Below are 16,925 nucleotides of genomic sequence, written 5' to 3' on the forward strand. Positions count from 1 at the left end.
GAACTTAAAAAGCAAATCCAACGCATTGAATTAGAAAAGGATATATTAAAAAAGGCTACCGCTCTCTTGATGTCCGACTCCCTGAACAATTCTCGTTAATTGAGAAACTAAATCAACGAGAGCGTTACCCAATTAGCGTGCTGTGTAACGTATTCAATGTGCATCGTAGCAGCTATAAATATTGGGCTATAAGGGATACAACGCCGACACTAGAACAAATAAGGCTAGAGGCTGAAGTTAGAGCAATACATGCAATGAGCGGCGGCTCAGCTGGGGCGCGGACAATCGCGGCAATAGCAACGAACAATGATTTTGAATTGAGTCGTTATCGTGCTGCTAAGCTAATGGTTAAATTAAAGCTTGAAAGCTGCCAAGTACCTCAACATTCATATAAACGCGGCGGTAATGAGCACCTTGAAATTCCAAATCTGCTTGATAGACAATTTGATGTTGTTGAGCCAGATACCGTGTGGTGCGGTGATGTGACGTATATTTGGGTAGGTAATCGCTGGGCTTATTTAGCCGTTATTATTGATTTATTTGCACGTAAAGTAGTTGGCTGGGCCATGTCGTTGTCGCCAGATACTAATTTAACGCTAAAAGCGCTTGAACTCGCGTATGAAAGCAGAGGAAAACCGACAGGACTGATGTTTCATTCAGACCAGGGTAGTCACTATACCAGTTTAAAATATCGTCAACGTTTATGGCGCTATAAAATCAAACAAAGTATGAGTAGGCGTGGAAACTGTTGGGATAATGCACCAATGGAGCGATTTTTTAGAAGCTTTAAAACGGAATGGATGCCAAAGGTTGGATATGGAAATTTTATAGATGCTAAATATAGCGTTAGTGATTATATCAACGGATATTACAACAACGTTAGGCCACATCATTATAATGCCGGTTTAGCCCCAAATGAATCTGAGGTTAGATGCCAAGATTCTAAAACTGTGGCCAAAATTAGTTGACCACTACACACTTAGTACATAAATAAGGCTAGCTTTTATTTGACTCTGCTAAGTAATGGGAAATTTTTTAGAGATAAGTATCGAAATTATTGCCTCAGCTACATCCTTGATTTCACCATATTATTAATTTCAGAAACAACTTTTAGGGTAATAAATTTATTCCAAATTTACTAACGACGAATGCAAACACTCCAAAAATAAAACAAGTTATTAAGGCGCTGAGGCCGAGTGATGGCCAAAAACCAAATCGGTGTAGTAATGATGGAAATATTAAAAACATCGGTAAGGTAGGCACAACATACCAAAATGTGTACCAGGCATGACTCGCAATTTTCTCTGGCGGCTGTTTTTCAACGTACAACCAAATCATCGCTAAAATGGTTACCAATGGAAGTGCTACAATTAGTGCTCCGAGTTTATCACTGCGCTTTGCGACCTCTGAAACCGCTACAACAATTGCTGCTGTCACTAAGTATTTAAAAATTATCCAACCCATGTATTACTTTCCTTTTTAAATAAAAAAATAAAAACCGATTGCCTATCGGTTTTTATTTTGCCATGATATGGCTATGTTGTTAAAAGATATTTGATTATGCAGTTAGGCGAATTAGAAAAACTAGTACTTCAATATTTGTGGTCTTCTAAAGAAGCGGATGCAAAGCATGTGCACAGTCGTTTAGGTAAAACACGTGGCTGCACTCTCAATACTATTCAAAGCACCCTTGAAAGACTTTATAAAAAAGGCCTTCTTAGCAGAACTAAGCAGGGTCATGCTTATAATTACCGAACTAAAGTTGATCGTAACTCGCTTATAGCTACTTTAATAAATGATATTACAGCTGACTTTGTTGAAGAGGGTGAAAACAGTTTAATTGCTGCATTTTCTTCTACTTCGACTAATTTTAATGATACACAATTAGATGAGCTCGAAAAGCTTATAGAGCAACAGCGAAAACTACGAAGCGGAAAAGTGTAAACATGATTGTTGGAAATTGGGCCGTGTTTTTAAATCTAGCGAGCGCAGCGGTGACCGCTTTTATTTGTGTGATCATATTGATTTCCTTCTTCCACACCTCGCTTTGTAAAAAACTTACTATTTTCCAGTTTACCGAGCGTAAGTTCATGCTTTGGTTAACTATTAGCAGCCCTTGGTGGATCTCATTATTGTGTGCAGCTGTATTTTGGCAGGCACATCAAAACCAAATGTCTAATTGGTTGCAAGGGGTTGCTCACTGGCATCACCTAGAGGTTTTCTCTGTCTATAGTTGGCATTCGGTATTACTTATATCAGCAGCTTGTTTGATGACAAGCGCTAGCGTACATGCATTTTTTAGTCTTAATAGACATAGTTCAGCAATGAGCAGTCTGTTGGCTTTATCAAATACTCAACCTCACAAAGATTATCCCAACCAGTCTGTACACGTTATTGAACACCTTGTACCAGAGGCATTTACTGTTGGTTTTTTCAATCCAAAAGTGTATATAACCAGCGGATTACAAGCACTTGATGAAAAAACAGTACACATAGTCATACAGCATGAACTAGCACATTTAAAAGCCCGAGATCCGCTTTTTAAAACACTGTTTAGTCTATTTGGTTGGTGTTTTCCTGCGTCAACGCGCGCGGCGTTACAGCAATCTTATACGGCTTTAACAGAACAAATCGCTGATGTCGGTGCAACGCAAAGTTTTGATGGATTAGATGTGGCTCAAGCACTTATTAATGTTGCTCGATTTCAACGACAACAACATATTACGAATGACAATATATACATGAGTCATTTTAGTAATGAACAAATAACTCAGCGTATACAAACATTGTTAATGCCAATCTCCACTACGCCTAAGCTACTTTTAATGATCACCTTGTTTAGCTTTGTGGTTATCACTTTATTCACACTGTCGACTGTCGATAGTGTCCACCATCTTATCGAAACTTTTTTCATCCACTAAGTAAGGATTAAAATGAAATCATTTAGTAGTCATTTTACCCACAAAAAACCGATTGGTAGTCGGTTTTTTGTGGGAGTATTGATGGCTTTTACAGCACTGCCGTGTTTTGCAAGTGCTGAGGCTTATCAAACATTAAATCTAAAGCAAGCCATCTCATTCACGCTTGCTAACAACCCGCAATTACAGGGCTTCTTTTATCGAGATAAAGCCCAGCAAGGCAAAATAAAGCAAGCAAGTATAGGCCAAAGACCACAAATAGGCTTAATGGTTGAAGATGCTTTTGGGACAGGTGAGCATAGTGGTTTGCAAAATATGCAATCAACCTTAACTTTCTCTTGGCTGATGCAACAAGAGCAAATTGATAGTCGCGTAAAAGCAAGCCAGTCTGAACTTGAGCAGTTACGTTTAGATAAACAAATTATTGCACTTGATTTAGCCGCGATGACTGCGAAGCAATTTATTCAACTACTGGTGAAAGAAGAGGCACTAAAGCTCAATAAAATGGCAGTAAGACAAGCGAATGAAGTTGTAAATGCAATAGATAAACGAGTTCGTATTGGTCAGTCGTTGGCTATTGATAAAAATTTAGCCAAAGCTGAACTAATTAAACAAAAATTACTTGTCGAAGATCTTGAGCATGAAATAGCTAGCGGAAAATATCAGCTTTCAGCCTTGTGGGCAGAGCCTCGCACTGACTTTACACTTACAGGTAACTTATTGCAGTTACCTAAAATTGTAGATTTTCAGTCACAGTTCGAGCGCTTTAAAAATGCGCCTCGTTTGATGCAGTTAGCAAGTCAAAAACGTATTGCACAATCACACATTGAATTAGCTCAAATTGAAGCAAAACCACAATGGCAATTTACAACAGGCTTACGTCGCTATGAATCAACGGATGACTTTGGGCTCGTGGCCGGTGTTTCTATTCCGTGGGGAGCATCTGGCAGCAATGCCGGAACGGTCGCTAAGTTACGTGCCGAGCAAGATGTATTAACAGCGCAAGCGAAGAGTTTAACTCAACAAGCTAATAGCCAGCTTTATGCTTTGCTTCAAGAAGTTAAGCATTCTGTTCATGTAATTACCACCTCAAAAAATGAAATCATTCCCACGCTAGAAACCGCGCTTACCCAAGCAAAACAAGCATTTAACGTTGGTAAATTGAATTACAACCAGTGGAGTAGCGTGCGTCAGGCGCAATTAAGCGCGCAATCAGAACTACTTAGCGCTTATGAAAGCTTACATTTACAGCATATAGAAATTCAGCGTCTTACTGGCGCATCGATAGAACAATGAGATTATTTATGAAAACGACAAACTTTATTCCCTCCATAACCGTTGCCGTATTACTCGGCCTCAGCGCGGGGGTACATTTACCCGCTAGCGCAGTATCAACACCTACTACAGAGCAAGCAGAGCCTGAAAAAGGGCCGCATAATGGTCGTATGCTTCGTGAAGGAAGCTTCGCATTGGAGTTAGCGATTTTCGAAACAGGCGTACCACCTGAGTTTAGAGTATGGTTAACGGATAATAAAAACCCAATTAATCCCGACGATGTTGAATTAACGGTTACGTTAACCCGATTAGGTAATGTGATTGATGATATTAAGTTTATTAGCCAAAGTGACTTTTTACGTGGGGATATGGAAATTTACGAACCGCACTCTTTTATTGTCACAGTAAATGCGAGCTACCAAGGAAAAAAATATCGTTGGCAATACGATAACCTAGAGGGGCGAACAAAAATCGAACCCGCAGTAGCAGATGCAATGGCGATTGAAACTGCAATTGCAGGGTCTCAAAAGCTTCATCAAACGATCCCTGCTTATGGACAGGTTTGGTTACCGCCGAGTGCGCACCGCACTGTTTTTGCACGTTTTGAAGGTGTTATTACACACTTAAATGTAAAGCTTGGCGATAAAGTAAATAAAGGCCAAACTTTAATGACGATTGAAAGTAATGAAAGTTTAAACCCCTATGAGATAAAATCGCCTATTGCTGGTTTTGTCGCAAAACAAATGGCTAATTCAGGTGAGCAAACGAATAACCGAGAACTGCTTGTTATCACAGACGCGAGTCAATCTGTCGTTAAATTAGCAGTCTACCCGAGCGATTACAGCAAAGTATCTCAAGGCACTCTAGTGAGTATTAAGGCAGAAGGTAGTCTTGTGAATATTGCTGGTAAGGTATCATTTATAGAGCCAAAAGTTAGAAGTGATCAGGCAAGAATGGTGTGGGTTACGTTGGCACAACAGGCTGAGCCTTTGTTGGAAGGGAGTTTTGTTAAAGCCGATATTGAAACTGCTTCTTTTGAAGTTCCTTTAGCGGTAAAGAAAATAGGCTTACAGAGCTTTCGTGATTTTACGGTCGTGTATGCAAAAGTCGCTGATGAATATGAAGTCAGGATGCTTGAGCTGGGTCGTTCAGATGCAACATGGGTAGAGGTACTAGGTGGACTGCCTGCTGGTACTGAGTATGTTACTGAAAATAGCTACATCATCAAAGCCGATATTGAAAAGTCTGGCGCGTCACACGATCACTAGGAGAGCGTAATGTTAGAATCGATTTTACGCTTTGCTATAAAGCGAAATATCCTCGTTCTTGTCATGGTATTAGCCATTGCAGGATTAGGCTTATGGAATTTTACTAAACTACCTATTGATGCAGTACCTGATATAACTAATGTTCAGGTTATGATCAACACCGAAGCGCCAGGCTATACGCCGTTAGAGGTTGAACAACGCGTTACTTTTCCCCTCGAAAATGCATTAGCTGGGCTACCAGGGCTTGTAAACACACGTTCTGTGTCTCGTTATGGTTTATCGCAAGTTATTGCTATTTTTTCTGATGATACCGATGTTTACTTTGCTCGCCAGTTGGTTAATGAGCGGCTGTCTAGTGCTCGTTCCGAGTTACCGATAAACCTTTTACCTGAGCTTGGCCCGATAGCTACTGGGTTAGGTGAAATTTTTATGTTTACGGTTGATGCTGTGCCTGGCGCTAAAAACCCCGACGGTAGTGATGTAACCCCCATTGATTTACGAACAGTACATGACTGGACAATTCGCCCTCAATTAATGCGGGTGCCTGGTGTTGTTGAAGTAAACCCTATTGGTGGTTACGAGCGTGAAATTCTCGTTGCGTTTAAACCTGAAAAACTACTGGCTTATAATCTTACCTCAGCAGATGTTGTTGATGCTATTGGTCAAAACAACCAAAACCAAGGCACCGGATTTATTGAAAAAAGCGGTGCGCAATGGTTAATTCGTGTCCCAGGTCAGGTTGCTGGTTTAACTGAAATCACTAATTTACCCATCAAAACTATAGACGGCAGTGCAGTGTTTATTAAAGATGTTGCCACTATAAGTGATGGTAAAGGGTTGCGTACTGGTGCTGCTACACAAAATGGCCGCGAAGTGGTGATGAGCACCGTGTTCATGCTAATAGGAGAAAACAGCCGCACAGTTGCACAAGGCGTTGGTGAAAAGTTAAAAGAAATCAATGGCAGTTTACCCGAAGGCATTGTCGCAAAAGCGGTGTATGACCGCACCAAACTTGTAGATAAAACACTTTCAACCGTTCAGACTAATCTGCTCGAAGGAGCCATTTTAGTGATTGTTGTATTATTTGTATTACTGGGTAATTTTAGAGCCGCATTTTTAACGGCCTTAGTTATCCCGTTTGCAATGTTAATGACAATAACTGGTATGGTACACACGCGTGTCAGTGCAAATTTGATGAGTTTAGGAGCTTTAGATTTTGGTCTGCTGGTTGATGGTACGATAATTATCGTCGAAAATTGCTTACGGCGTCTAGGGATGAAAGGCGATGCACCCCTTTCGTTGAAAGCGCGTTTGGAGGTCGTTTTTACAGCAACGCGCGAGGTCATACGACCCGCTTTATTTGGTGTATTTATTATCACCGTAGTTTATTTACCTATCTTTGCGCTGGAAGGTGTCGAAGGTAAAATGTTCCATCCGATGGCAATAACCGTTGTGATCGCTCTGCTTTGCTCAATGGCGCTTTCAATCACATTTGTGCCCGCAATGGTGGCTTTACTATTTAAGAAACCGGTTAAAGAAAAACCTAACCATATTATGCTAGGGTTAAGTCGTATTTATAAGCCGGTACTCTCATTAGCATTAAAAGGCCGCTGGGCTGTGGTGCTAATAGCTTGTTTACTCGTAACATTCTTTGGTTATCAAGCCACACGCTTAGGAAGCGAGTTTGCACCAAATCTTGATGAAGGAGACATTGCCATGCATGCGCTTCGTATTCCTGGTACATCATTAAGCCAAGCGATTGAGCTACAAAAAGTGTTGGAAGAAAAAATTACGCAGATGCCTGAAGTCGAGCGCGTATTTGCAAAAATTGGCACCGCAGATGTAGCAACAGATGCAGTACCCCCTAGCGTAGCCGATAACTTTATTATTCTAAAACCACGAGAGCAATGGCCAAACCCTGATAAGTCAAAAGCACAAATTGTTGAAGAGTTAGCAGCCTTAGTTAAGCCAATTCCAGGTAACCGCTATGAGTTTTTACAACCAATTCAAATGCGCTTTAATGAATTATTAGCAGGTGTACGCGCTGAGCTGGCAATTAAAGTGTTTGGTGATGACTTTGAAACACTTGCTGCGTTAGGTAAAGAGATTGAATCTGCTATTGGAAATGTTGACGGTATTGCCGATTTAATGGTTGAGCAAACAAGCGGGTTGCCAATGCTTGAAATTGTACCCAATGTTGAAAAACTAAGCCAGTTTGGTATCAGCAAAGCACACATTCAGTCACAGTTAGCCACCGCATTAGGAGGGACTATTGCAGGTAAGTATTATCAAGGGGATATCCGCTCTAATATTGTTGTTCGTTTAGAAGAGCAGCAGCGTAATAATGTGCAAGAGATAGGTTACTTACCTATTAATTTACCTAATGGTCGCGCTGTGCCGCTCCAAGAGTTAGCAACAATCAAACTCACTAATGGCGCAAGTCAAATTAATCGCGAAAATGCTAAACGTCGTATTGTAGTGACTACCAATGTACGAGGACGTGACTTAGGAAGCTTTGTTGGAGATATTCAAACAATTATTGAAGATAAAGTCACTATTCCTGCTGGTTATTGGATTGAATACGGAGGAACGTATCAAAAGTTACAATCGGCCTCTGAGCGTTTGAGTGTGGTTGTGCCCGTTACATTGTTAATGATTATAGGCTTGCTTATTTTAGCTTTAAACTCACTTAAAGATGCTGCGATTATTTTTACCGGTGTGCCTTTAGCGCTTACCGGCGGAATTGCAGCACTGCTGTTACGTGATATTCCATTTTCAATATCTGCAGCGGTCGGTTTTATTGCTTTATCCGGCATTGCCATATTAAACGGCTTGGTAATGGTATCGTTTATTCGTGAATTACGCAGCTCAGGAATGGGGCTTAATCAAGCGATAACAGAGGGGGCATTAACACGTCTTCGCCCAGTGATAACTACAGCACTGGTTGCCTCATTAGGATTTATTCCTATGGCACTTAATACAGGGATTGGCTCAGAAGTACAGCGGCCTTTAGCAACCGTGGTAATTGGCGGCATTATTTCGTCGACCTTACTAACATTATTTGTGATCCCCGCACTGTATCGACTTTTACACAATGAAAAGGAGTCTATTTTGACTGAAAGTGAAACGTTGGAGCAACATGATGTCAACTAAAATAATAAACGTTAGCATAATGATTATGGTGCTTGTTTTGGCTTTTCTTAGCTTTGAGACCTTGGCCCATGGAGTTGATGACAGCACTCGCGCTTTTTTAGAGCAAAACCAAGGCGTACAGTTTGTGCCATTTATTTATATTGGTGCAAAGCACATGATCACCGGTTACGACCATATATTGTTTTTAATCGGTGTGATCTTCTTTTTGTATCGCAGTAAAGAGGTTTTGCTGTATGTAACCATGTTCACCATCGGCCACAGCACAACGTTACTATTAGGTGTGCTTGGCGATATTCAGATTAATGCCTATTTAATTGACGCTATTATTGGTTTTTCAGTTATTTATAAGGGCTTTGATAACTTAGGTGGGTTTAAGCGTTGTTTTAATTGGCAGCCAAATACAAAAATGGCGGTGCTTATTTTTGGTTTGTTTCATGGCTTTGGTCTAGCAACCAAGTTACAAGAGTTTCAATTACCCGAAGATGGATTACTGACAAACCTAATCGCCTTTAATATTGGCGTAGAGCTTGGCCAATTTTTAGCGCTCGCAGTTATTTTAATTGCCATTAATGCATGGCGTAAACTGCCGTCATTTCAACGTTTTTCAACATTCACCAACGGTGTATTAATGAGTGCCGGTTTAATGCTAGTCGGCTTTCAGTTAACCGGTTATATGATTAATTAATTTAGAGAAATATATGCAACATACAGTTAGTTCAAAAACACTTATAAAAGCCAGTATTACCGCTTCATTAGTTGCGATAATCGCCCTTGTGCTATTTATTCTTCCGGCCGAATATAACATTGATCCAACCGGACTCGGTAAACAACTGGGCGTTACTAAAATAGCTCAGGCATCAGCGCAAAAACCACTTAAAACATCAGATTCATTGCAAGTGGGCAGTGATGAGTTTCAAACAATTGAAGTCACTATCCCTGCAAATCGCGGGGTTGAATATAAATTTGAGATGCAACAATATGAAAAAATGACCTACGAATGGATGACCGATGGCGCTTCTTTACATTTTGATTTACACGGAGAGCCAGCAGGAGACACAACCGGTTACTTCGAAAGCTATGCAATTGCCAATTTAAGCGAAATGAAGGGCAGCTTTACCGCCCCATTTGGGGGCTCACATGGCTGGTACTGGAAAAACAACTCAGATAACCCCGTAGCTATACAGCTTTTAGTAAAAGGACAATATAAAGTAATTGGCTTAAAACAATAAACTTAAAACTTAAAACTTAATAGGAGAAAACAATGAATAGATTAATTCCAATAGCATTAGTTTGTATTTCATTAATGAGTACTGGTGTTCTAGCACATAGTGATCATGGTCACGTTAGCGATCAACAAGCTATTAGTATTGCAGCTAAATCAATAAAGAAATTGGCCTTTAAAGACTATGGTTTTGAGGTTGGAAAACTAAATGATTCTTGGAAAGGTATTTCTTCAGAAGCATTTACTGTCGTAAACGAGAGCGATGATACTTATATTATCCAAGCATCAAATGATAGTGAACAAGTTTATTTCAAAATAGCTAAAAATGGTCAGCTTGTAGATGTAAAATCGAAGAACGATTTCTAATCTAATTGTTAATTGGCACTGTGAGTTTTTACAGTGCCAATTAACTATTTATCGTCAAAAACACTTTTAGCTATTTAGCAATCGAAGTTGGTGAGGTCTTCGAAGTGTCAGAACAGATTGATGCTGGACTCAAAGAGATAATTCAGACTTTAGACTGAGTCAGGTACCCCCATAAATAAACTGTTCATTATATTTTTAAATTAAATACTTTACCTTCTACCTGGCAAGCATCCATATCCCAGCAGCGATCATAAACAGGTTTTCTGTAAGTGAAATAAAGCCTAACGGTACATTACTATCACCGCCTACACATGCACATTTGAGTTCGCGCTTATCTATATATACGGCTTTAAAAACAGAAACAGCACCAACACCACCAATAAATAATGAAATAGGAGCAATACTATATGCTGGCAACCCAGCTATCATTCCAATACCAACAAACGCTTCTAAAAATGGGTAAACATAGGCATACCTCACTACTTTCATCGCCACTAAGTCATAAGTGATAAATGAATTTGAGAAACTAAATAAATCTTGAAGTTTTTGTATTGCCAACACAGCCATAGTTAACGCAACAAATAGCTCCACGGTTTTCATGGAAATTAATCCATGACCCATTGCAAAACTAAATGCCAAACTTAGTAAAAATGCGACCGCGAAGATTGCAATAACCGGGGTGTAAGTTGTACCTTGCTGTCCAGCTTTTGGCTTATCAAAGTAATCACGTAAGTCGTCATAACCACCGATACGTTTATCAGCAATAAATGTTTGTGGTGTGGTCTCTACGTTGTGCTTTGCTTTAAATTTATCTGTTTGTTCACGAGAAGATAATAAGTGATCATTAACATCATAACCCTCGCGTTCTAGAAGGTCTTTTGACTTTAAGCCAAATGGGCAAATATGCTCATCTGTTGCCATTCTATAAAGCTCTGCTGATTTACTCATGTTTAGCTCCCTTTTACGTATTCTTATAAAATTTTACTTAGCATTAAAATCCGGTACAGCTCTAGATTGTGCTTGTTCCTGAGTTTCTGCTAGGCCATTTTTTTCTATATCGTTCAGTAACCACTGCATCTCTTTAATCTCACGACGCTGTGCTTCAATAATATTTGTTGCAAGCTCTTGGACGCGCTTGTCTTTGATATTAGCTCTATCACTAGTCAGTATAGCGATTGAATGATGCGGTATCATGGCTGACATCCAAGACTGATCGTTGACCGTTATTTGCGAACGTACTAAAAATAATGCGCCTACAAAGCTAATAATGCTGATCCCTAAAACTACGCTGTTTTTCTTTTTATCCTTATACATATTTAGCATAAACAACAGCATAACTACCGCCATTGCAGCCCCCATATAAATAGCCATATAGGTACGCGTTTCACTAAAAAACACATGGCTTAGCTGATAACTATTCAAATACATTAGTACAAACATGACTAATGTTGATGTGGCTATCATTAAGAAAAATTTTAAATACTGTGACATTACAATGGCTCCTTTTCAGTTGTTCAACTTGTATTTTATTTATACTAAGGGGTATTACTTACAATTTATAAGGCGTAAGCCCACTATATATTTAATCATCGCATTAATACTTACGGCTAATTCAATAACTATGCCATAAGAGTTAAAACTGCACTGCGTATTTGCTGATATGCTTATAAGTATGTTGCTGTGAATCTTGAGTAAGTACTTCAATATTATATTTATGAAAACGATTGCCCATCTCCATACCTGGCGTGCCAACAGGCATTGCCGGAACTGTCAGCCCGATCGTTTTCTGAGGGTGTTGTTCAGCTAAAAACTGCTTTATATATTTAGCTGGCACGTGCCCTTCAAAAACATACCCATCGGCTGAAACAGCGCTATGGCATGAGCGCATATTTGGCTTTATTTGATATTGAGCTTTAATTAGCCCCATATCAGCAACATCTATTGCTTTTGTTTTAATGCCACTTTCATTAATATGCTCAATCCATTTTTTACAGCACCCACAGTTTTTACTTTTATAAACTGTCAACTCAATCTCTGTTTTATCTTTTTCTATGGCCTCTTGGACTGGCAATACACTGTGTGGGTTTTCCATACTTTTTACTGATATAGACACCGCCAACATCACTGAAAGTGCAGTTGTTATGTACGTTAATCGCATGTTACTTCCTTAATTTGACCAATGAATATGTGTGATTTTCCAGCCATTGCGGGTCTTTTTTAGAGTCATTGACTCCATACCCGTTGTGTTAATGGCTTTACCTTTGTAGCTGCCCATCGTTTCACTTCGCGAAATGGAGTAAGCGATATCACCACTTATATAAACCTGATGTTCTAATAGTTTGCTATTAACCGAACTGAGGTATTTCATATCCGCTAGCATGTGGTGATTTGCATATTCATCGGCAGAACGCTCAACGCCTCCGCCTTCAAAAATAATGACGTTATCAGCTAATAATGAGCGAGCTTTTTTTTGATCACTTTGATTTAATGCTTGGTGAAAGGCACTTACTGCTTGCGCAGCTGGGGTATCGGTACCAACAAATAACACACGCTCATTTGCATGTTCCTCATTCTTGTGTGCGCTTACAGCTAGTGAGTTCAATGCGCCAAAAAGTAATAGCGATGTTATGATTATTTTTGCAGAGTTATTAAACATGTTGCTCTCTTTTTATTAAATTAATTTGGGGGACCAACAAGTGTGGTGAACACGCTTGTTGTAATAAGTACAAAAGCAGCTATCAGCATTTCTACACTGATGGAACGTTTTAGTGTACCTACATGCTGTTTTTGGGTGATTCTCGGAACTAAAATTAGTTTGTGCCAAGCCCCCATCATAAGCATCGCGCTCACTAGTAGCAGTTTTAGCAAAATTAATTGCCCATAACTTGACGTGAACAGCGCTGATAACGAATGCAGGTAATTAAGCAAAAGCGCTAAACCTGAAATAAGCAGCACAAATACAACGATGATGGCTAAGTGCCCAAACAGGTGCATTACCTTCTTAACTTCATGAACAGATAATATGGTACAGCTTTTATATAGTGGCCACAGTGACCCCACCCAACTTGCTATTGCAAGAAGGTGAAAAGTTAACATGCTTTTTACTAACCCATTTTCATTTGCACTGTGACCTGTGAAAGTGAAGCTATATGCAATAGATATAAGCAAAACCAACATAACTGTATTATTTATAACCACTGCAAAACGGTGCTTTATGTTAATGCGCCAATTAAGTGCAACAATCATAGCCACAAAAAGCGCTGCGCCTCTGAAAAGAGCTTGTTCTCCTATAACTGATTGCCAAACAATCTCTTGCATAAAAGGGTCTAGCATTCCCGTTACACCAGATTCTGCAATTGCACCAGCTTCAATTGGTACTTGTAAAATGACAGCAATAAAACCCAATGCCACACATTGAATTTGCCAGCGCTTTAAATACTGAGAGAAACTTATAAAGTGATGACCAGATAAATTACTGGCGATAATAAAACGAATTAAAAAAGTACCAGCAAGTGCGGCCAAAGCACTATAGCTTGCTAGCTTTAATAATAGTAAAAGTACTGACCATTCACTTACTTGTATCATGCTGCTACTTAATGATTGTGTTTGCTGTGGGCATTAGATTGTTCTTGCATCATATTACTTGACTCACTTTGATGTACCATAAAAGAAAACGAATCTGACATTTTATGTCCATCCCCCCCAAGTACTGTCCATTTAACCGTGTAGGTACCATGTGCTAAACTCGGCAGCGACCAATTAAAGTCTGTGCTTGGGGTGGAGCTAGGTTTGAAATCAAAGTTTATTGATTTATTTTTTTCATCTTTGATGATGACTTTTGCTAGCCTTACTTCACCACCAAAAGTTAACGAAAGTTGCTCTGGGCTTTGCATTAACATGGCTTCTTGCGTAGGTGTTGATTGCTTGAGTGATATATGCGCTGATGCGGAAAATGTAAGCACTAAACCTAAAATAACTACTGCAGAATTAAATAACTTCATAATTACCTCTTATTTAAAATGATTAAAACCAAAATTTAATACCCGCAACAAATGCGGTGTTATTGCTACTTTGTCCACTTGATGTGGCATAGTCGGCGGTACTGCCAAATTTATTGCTCCATTCAACGCCAATATAGGGCGCAAACTGGCGTGTAAACTCATAACGAACCCTAAAGCCAATCGCGCTGCTTGATAGGCCACTTCCAAGTTCGTTTTGTTTATCGTTTTTGCCATAAAGTGTAATTTCGGCTCGCGGTTGTATAATTAGCTTTTGCGTGAGTAGTAGTTCGTACTCTGCCTCTAACGTAAATGCGGTATTGCCTCGCTCACCTACGTACGCTGTCATATCAAGTTCAAACCAATAAGGGGCTAAACCTTGTAAGCCAAAAGCCAACCATTGCCGATTTTCACCTTCTTTATTGTAATCAAGACGAACACCTGCTTGAGTATCCCAATATGCTGATACGGCGTGACCCCATAAAATATCGGTTTGGTTTTCCTCAAGGCTTCCTTCGCTGAAATCCCCCTCAGTTTTAACTACCAATCGATCAAAGGTAGTGCCGTACCATGCTTGTAAGTCAAATACACCTGCATTTGCTTGCTCGTTATATTCAAGACGATCGCCTAGTAATGCGTAAAATGGATGCTCATCAGCGAGTGTTAATCGCTCATTGCCCTCAAGCGCATATGGGCCTTCTGTTAAAGTTGTTCCCGCAGAGTAAGCATGAGGGTCTCTTGCATCTTTAGGTGCACTTCCTCCTTGTGGTTGCATCTTAGCGCTATTCATTTGTGCCATTTCACTTTGCGCTAATAAAGGGAAACTAATTAATGAAGCCCCAGTTAACATTAATAAACCGAATGATTTAGATAGTTTTAATTGTTTCATGATACGACTACCTCTCTAAACATACCGGCATCCATATGGAATAATAAATGGCAATGCCAAGCCCAGCGACCTACATCGTGAGGGGTGGTTAAAAAGCTGATTCTTTGTGCGGGTTGAACAGGAATCGTATGACGTCGCACTTGCACATCACCTTGCTCGTTTTCTAAATCACTCCACATACCATGCAAATGCATAGGGTGTGTCATCATGGTATCGTTTTGTAAAATAACTCTTAAACGTTGATTATGCTTCATATGCACTGGCGTGCTTTTACCAAATTCTAAGCCATCAAATGACCAGCTATAACGCTCCATGTTGCCGGTTAAATGCAGCTCAATTTCAGCTTCTGGCTCTTGCTGGTTAGTGATCCCTTCAAGTGAGTGTAAATCTGCAAGTGTTAAAACACGGCGACCATTTTTACGTAAACCAATACCAGGATCATCAAGATTTGTTCTAGGCATATCAACGCGCATATCAACTGAAGCTCCATACTCCGTTTTTGCATGACGCACTTTAGAGCTGGCAACCGCCAATGGGTTTTCAGACATACCATGTTTGCTATGATCCATCGCCATTGCACCGTGGCCCATTGCGCTATGATCCATTTTTTTAGAGTTCATGCCTGACATACCAGCCATTGCAGAATGCTCACCGCCGTGGGTCATATTGCCCATCATATCGGTCATCGTTAACCACTCAACAGGATCCAGAGCAGGTATTGGCGCATCAATATTAGGTGCCGTTGATAAAGTTCCTTTTGCGTAACCTGAGCGGTCCATGCTTTGAGCAAAAATCGTATACGCATCATTTTTTGGCTCAACAATCACGTCATAGGTTTCACCAGGGCCGAATCTAAATTCATCAACTGTCACTGGTTCAACGTTTTGCCCATCTGCTTGTACAACCGTCAGTTTTAGCTCGGGGATACGCACGTCAAAAAAGCTATTACTAGAGCCATTAATAAACCTTAACCTAAGCTTTTCACCGACTTTAAATAATCCACGCCAGTTTGCCATTGGAGTACTACCGTTCATTAAAAAAGTCATTGCTGATGCAGATAAATCAGCTAAGTCTGTAGGGTTCATTCGCATCTGATTCCACATTTTTCGGCGCTGTAGAGCATTTGAAATACTGCTGCTTGAAACGTCATCGAAAAACTCTGGAACAGTAGGTTGATTGAAGTTAAATACATCACTCTGTACTTTTAATTTACGGAACAGCGCCATAGGGTCATCATCAGTCCAATCAGATAATTGAATAACATGTTCGTTATCTGCACTAATAATATCGTTTTCTCGCGGTTCAATAATTAATGCACCGTACATGCCTGTCATTTCTTGAAAACCACTGTGGGAGTGATACCAATATGTACCGCTTTGCTGTAGCTTAAATTTATAAATAAAGGTTTCGCCCGGCATAATGCCTTTAAAACTGATACCTGGCACGCCATCCATCTGATAAGGTAGAATGATGCCATGCCAATGGATAGAGCTCGGTACTGATAAGTTATTTGTTACTCTTATAGTAACATCATCACCTTCTTTTAAGCGCAAGGTTGGAGCGGGTATAGAACCATTAATTGTTGTCGCCATACGTACTACGCCGGTAAAGTTAACCGGCGATTCATCTATGACCAGATCTATGACTTCGCCGCTTAATTCGGGCACAGTGCCTGTTAGTGTTCCTGCTACTAAAGATGATGCAGCATGTAACACGCTCGGAAAAGCAGCAAGTACACCACCTGCAATTATGCCTTGAACAAATCGTCTTCGTGGTGTGCTAACCTGTTGTGATGACTTTTTAAACCCCATTTCCTTACTCCTTCATAGCAGAATA

The 16,925-nt window shown here is 40.0% G+C and carries 17 protein-coding genes and 1 pseudogene; 9 read left to right on the forward strand and 9 right to left on the reverse strand.

Annotated features, from left to right (window positions below):
* A pseudogene (locus tag L659_RS0103940) lies at nucleotides 1-968 on the forward strand (IS3 family transposase); the annotation flags it as partial.
* A 142-nt stretch (nucleotides 969-1,110) separates the two neighbouring features.
* Here the strand turns inward: L659_RS0103940 and L659_RS0103945 are convergent.
* Nucleotides 1,111-1,464 (reverse strand): DUF3147 family protein, encoded by a 354-nt coding sequence (locus L659_RS0103945; protein ID WP_008467186.1) that lies wholly within the window; start codon nucleotides 1,462-1,464, stop codon nucleotides 1,111-1,113.
* A gap of 96 nt (nucleotides 1,465-1,560) precedes the next feature.
* Here L659_RS0103945 and L659_RS0103950 point away from each other — a divergent pair, with 96 nt between their 5' ends.
* The 8 genes from L659_RS0103950 to L659_RS0103985 all read left to right on the forward strand — a co-directional run bounded on the left by L659_RS0103950 (nucleotide 1,561) and on the right by L659_RS0103985 (nucleotide 10,202).
* Nucleotides 1,561-1,944 carry a BlaI/MecI/CopY family transcriptional regulator gene (locus tag L659_RS0103950; RefSeq protein WP_008467191.1) on the forward strand — a complete coding sequence of 128 codons (384 nt, stop codon included), beginning with the start codon at nucleotides 1,561-1,563 and terminating at the stop codon, nucleotides 1,942-1,944.
* 146 nt (nucleotides 1,945-2,090) lie between these two features.
* Entirely contained in the window at nucleotides 2,091-2,921 is an 831-nt protein-coding gene (locus L659_RS0103955; RefSeq protein WP_225305719.1) for a M56 family metallopeptidase, read from the forward strand.
* Nucleotides 2,922-2,933: 12 nt separating this feature from the next.
* Nucleotides 2,934-4,214, forward strand: a complete 1,281-nt coding sequence (locus L659_RS0103960) for a TolC family protein (RefSeq protein ID WP_024589678.1) — start codon at nucleotides 2,934-2,936, stop codon at nucleotides 4,212-4,214.
* Nucleotides 4,215-4,222: 8 nt separating this feature from the next.
* Nucleotides 4,223-5,461, forward strand: a complete 1,239-nt coding sequence (locus L659_RS0103965) for an efflux RND transporter periplasmic adaptor subunit (RefSeq protein WP_024589679.1) — start codon at nucleotides 4,223-4,225, stop codon at nucleotides 5,459-5,461.
* Between the two features lie 9 nt (nucleotides 5,462-5,470).
* Nucleotides 5,471-8,614 carry an efflux RND transporter permease subunit gene (locus L659_RS0103970; RefSeq protein ID WP_024589680.1) on the forward strand — a complete coding sequence of 1,048 codons (3,144 nt, stop codon included), beginning with the start codon at nucleotides 5,471-5,473 and terminating at the stop codon, nucleotides 8,612-8,614.
* Nucleotides 8,604-9,299, forward strand: a complete 696-nt coding sequence (locus L659_RS0103975; protein ID WP_024589681.1) for a HupE/UreJ family protein — start codon at nucleotides 8,604-8,606, stop codon at nucleotides 9,297-9,299. The genes L659_RS0103970 and L659_RS0103975 overlap by 11 nt, the downstream gene beginning before the upstream one ends.
* 13 nt (nucleotides 9,300-9,312) lie before the next feature.
* Entirely contained in the window at nucleotides 9,313-9,843 is a 531-nt protein-coding gene (locus L659_RS0103980; protein ID WP_024589682.1) for a hypothetical protein, read from the forward strand.
* 32 nt (nucleotides 9,844-9,875) lie between these two features.
* Entirely contained in the window at nucleotides 9,876-10,202 is a 327-nt protein-coding gene (locus tag L659_RS0103985; protein ID WP_016900200.1) for a DUF6488 family protein, read from the forward strand.
* 216 nt (nucleotides 10,203-10,418) lie between these two features.
* On the opposite strand, the gene L659_RS0103990 is transcribed toward L659_RS0103985, so the two are convergent.
* The 8 genes from L659_RS0103990 to L659_RS0104025 form a co-directional block, all read right to left on the reverse strand.
* Nucleotides 10,419-11,150 (reverse strand): MauE/DoxX family redox-associated membrane protein, encoded by a 732-nt coding sequence (locus tag L659_RS0103990; RefSeq protein WP_016900199.1) that lies wholly within the window; start codon nucleotides 11,148-11,150, stop codon nucleotides 10,419-10,421.
* A 33-nt stretch (nucleotides 11,151-11,183) separates the two neighbouring features.
* Entirely contained in the window at nucleotides 11,184-11,693 is a 510-nt protein-coding gene (locus tag L659_RS0103995) for a DUF305 domain-containing protein (RefSeq protein ID WP_016900198.1), read from the reverse strand.
* Nucleotides 11,694-11,835: 142 nt separating this feature from the next.
* A complete protein-coding gene (locus L659_RS0104000) occupies nucleotides 11,836-12,360 on the reverse strand; it encodes a DUF411 domain-containing protein (protein WP_016900197.1) in 525 nt (174 codons plus the stop codon).
* A gap of 9 nt (nucleotides 12,361-12,369) precedes the next feature.
* Entirely contained in the window at nucleotides 12,370-12,858 is a 489-nt protein-coding gene (locus L659_RS0104005; protein ID WP_002963268.1) for a YybH family protein, read from the reverse strand.
* 20 nt (nucleotides 12,859-12,878) lie between these two features.
* Nucleotides 12,879-13,784 carry a copper resistance D family protein gene (locus tag L659_RS0104010; protein ID WP_024589683.1) on the reverse strand — a complete coding sequence of 302 codons (906 nt, stop codon included), beginning with the start codon at nucleotides 13,782-13,784 and terminating at the stop codon, nucleotides 12,879-12,881.
* Between the two features lie 11 nt (nucleotides 13,785-13,795).
* On the reverse strand, nucleotides 13,796-14,203 hold the full coding sequence (locus L659_RS0104015; RefSeq protein WP_024589684.1) for a copper resistance CopC family protein: 408 nt from the start codon (nucleotides 14,201-14,203) through the stop codon (nucleotides 13,796-13,798).
* 22 nt (nucleotides 14,204-14,225) lie between these two features.
* Entirely contained in the window at nucleotides 14,226-15,089 is an 864-nt protein-coding gene (locus tag L659_RS0104020; protein WP_024589685.1) for a copper resistance protein B, read from the reverse strand.
* On the reverse strand, nucleotides 15,086-16,900 hold the full coding sequence (locus tag L659_RS0104025; protein WP_024589686.1) for a copper resistance system multicopper oxidase: 1,815 nt from the start codon (nucleotides 16,898-16,900) through the stop codon (nucleotides 15,086-15,088). Before L659_RS0104025 ends, L659_RS0104020 begins: the two co-directional genes overlap by 4 nt.
* Between the last annotated feature and the right edge of the window lie 25 nt (nucleotides 16,901-16,925).

This window comes from Pseudoalteromonas sp. S8-8 (assembly GCF_000497875.1).
In the GTDB taxonomy this organism is placed as follows: domain Bacteria; phylum Pseudomonadota; class Gammaproteobacteria; order Enterobacterales; family Alteromonadaceae; genus Pseudoalteromonas; species Pseudoalteromonas arctica.

Bases quoted from the DNA above. Each gene is read 5' to 3' on its own strand.
- L659_RS0103965 (WP_024589679.1), top strand. From the start codon at position 4,223: ATGAAAACGACAAACTTTATTCCCTCCATAACCGTTGCCGTATTACTC.
- L659_RS0103945 (WP_008467186.1), bottom strand. From the start codon at position 1,464: ATGGGTTGGATAATTTTTAAATACTTAGTGACAGCAGCAATTGTTGTA.
- L659_RS0104015 (WP_024589684.1), bottom strand. From the start codon at position 14,203: ATGAAGTTATTTAATTCTGCAGTAGTTATTTTAGGTTTAGTGCTTACA.
- L659_RS0103955 (WP_225305719.1), top strand. From the start codon at position 2,091: ATGCTTTGGTTAACTATTAGCAGCCCTTGGTGGATCTCATTATTGTGT.
- L659_RS0104005 (WP_002963268.1), bottom strand. From the start codon at position 12,858: ATGTTTAATAACTCTGCAAAAATAATCATAACATCGCTATTACTTTTT.
- L659_RS0103975 (WP_024589681.1), top strand. From the start codon at position 8,604: ATGTCAACTAAAATAATAAACGTTAGCATAATGATTATGGTGCTTGTT.
- L659_RS0104020 (WP_024589685.1), bottom strand. From the start codon at position 15,089: ATGAAACAATTAAAACTATCTAAATCATTCGGTTTATTAATGTTAACT.
- L659_RS0103960 (WP_024589678.1), top strand. From the start codon at position 2,934: ATGAAATCATTTAGTAGTCATTTTACCCACAAAAAACCGATTGGTAGT.
- L659_RS0103985 (WP_016900200.1), top strand. From the start codon at position 9,876: ATGAATAGATTAATTCCAATAGCATTAGTTTGTATTTCATTAATGAGT.
- L659_RS0104025 (WP_024589686.1), bottom strand. From the start codon at position 16,900: ATGGGGTTTAAAAAGTCATCACAACAGGTTAGCACACCACGAAGACGA.
- L659_RS0104000 (WP_016900197.1), bottom strand. From the start codon at position 12,360: ATGCGATTAACGTACATAACAACTGCACTTTCAGTGATGTTGGCGGTG.
- L659_RS0103980 (WP_024589682.1), top strand. From the start codon at position 9,313: ATGCAACATACAGTTAGTTCAAAAACACTTATAAAAGCCAGTATTACC.
- L659_RS0103990 (WP_016900199.1), bottom strand. From the start codon at position 11,150: ATGAGTAAATCAGCAGAGCTTTATAGAATGGCAACAGATGAGCATATT.
- L659_RS0103995 (WP_016900198.1), bottom strand. From the start codon at position 11,693: ATGTCACAGTATTTAAAATTTTTCTTAATGATAGCCACATCAACATTA.
- L659_RS0103950 (WP_008467191.1), top strand. From the start codon at position 1,561: ATGCAGTTAGGCGAATTAGAAAAACTAGTACTTCAATATTTGTGGTCT.
- L659_RS0103970 (WP_024589680.1), top strand. From the start codon at position 5,471: ATGTTAGAATCGATTTTACGCTTTGCTATAAAGCGAAATATCCTCGTT.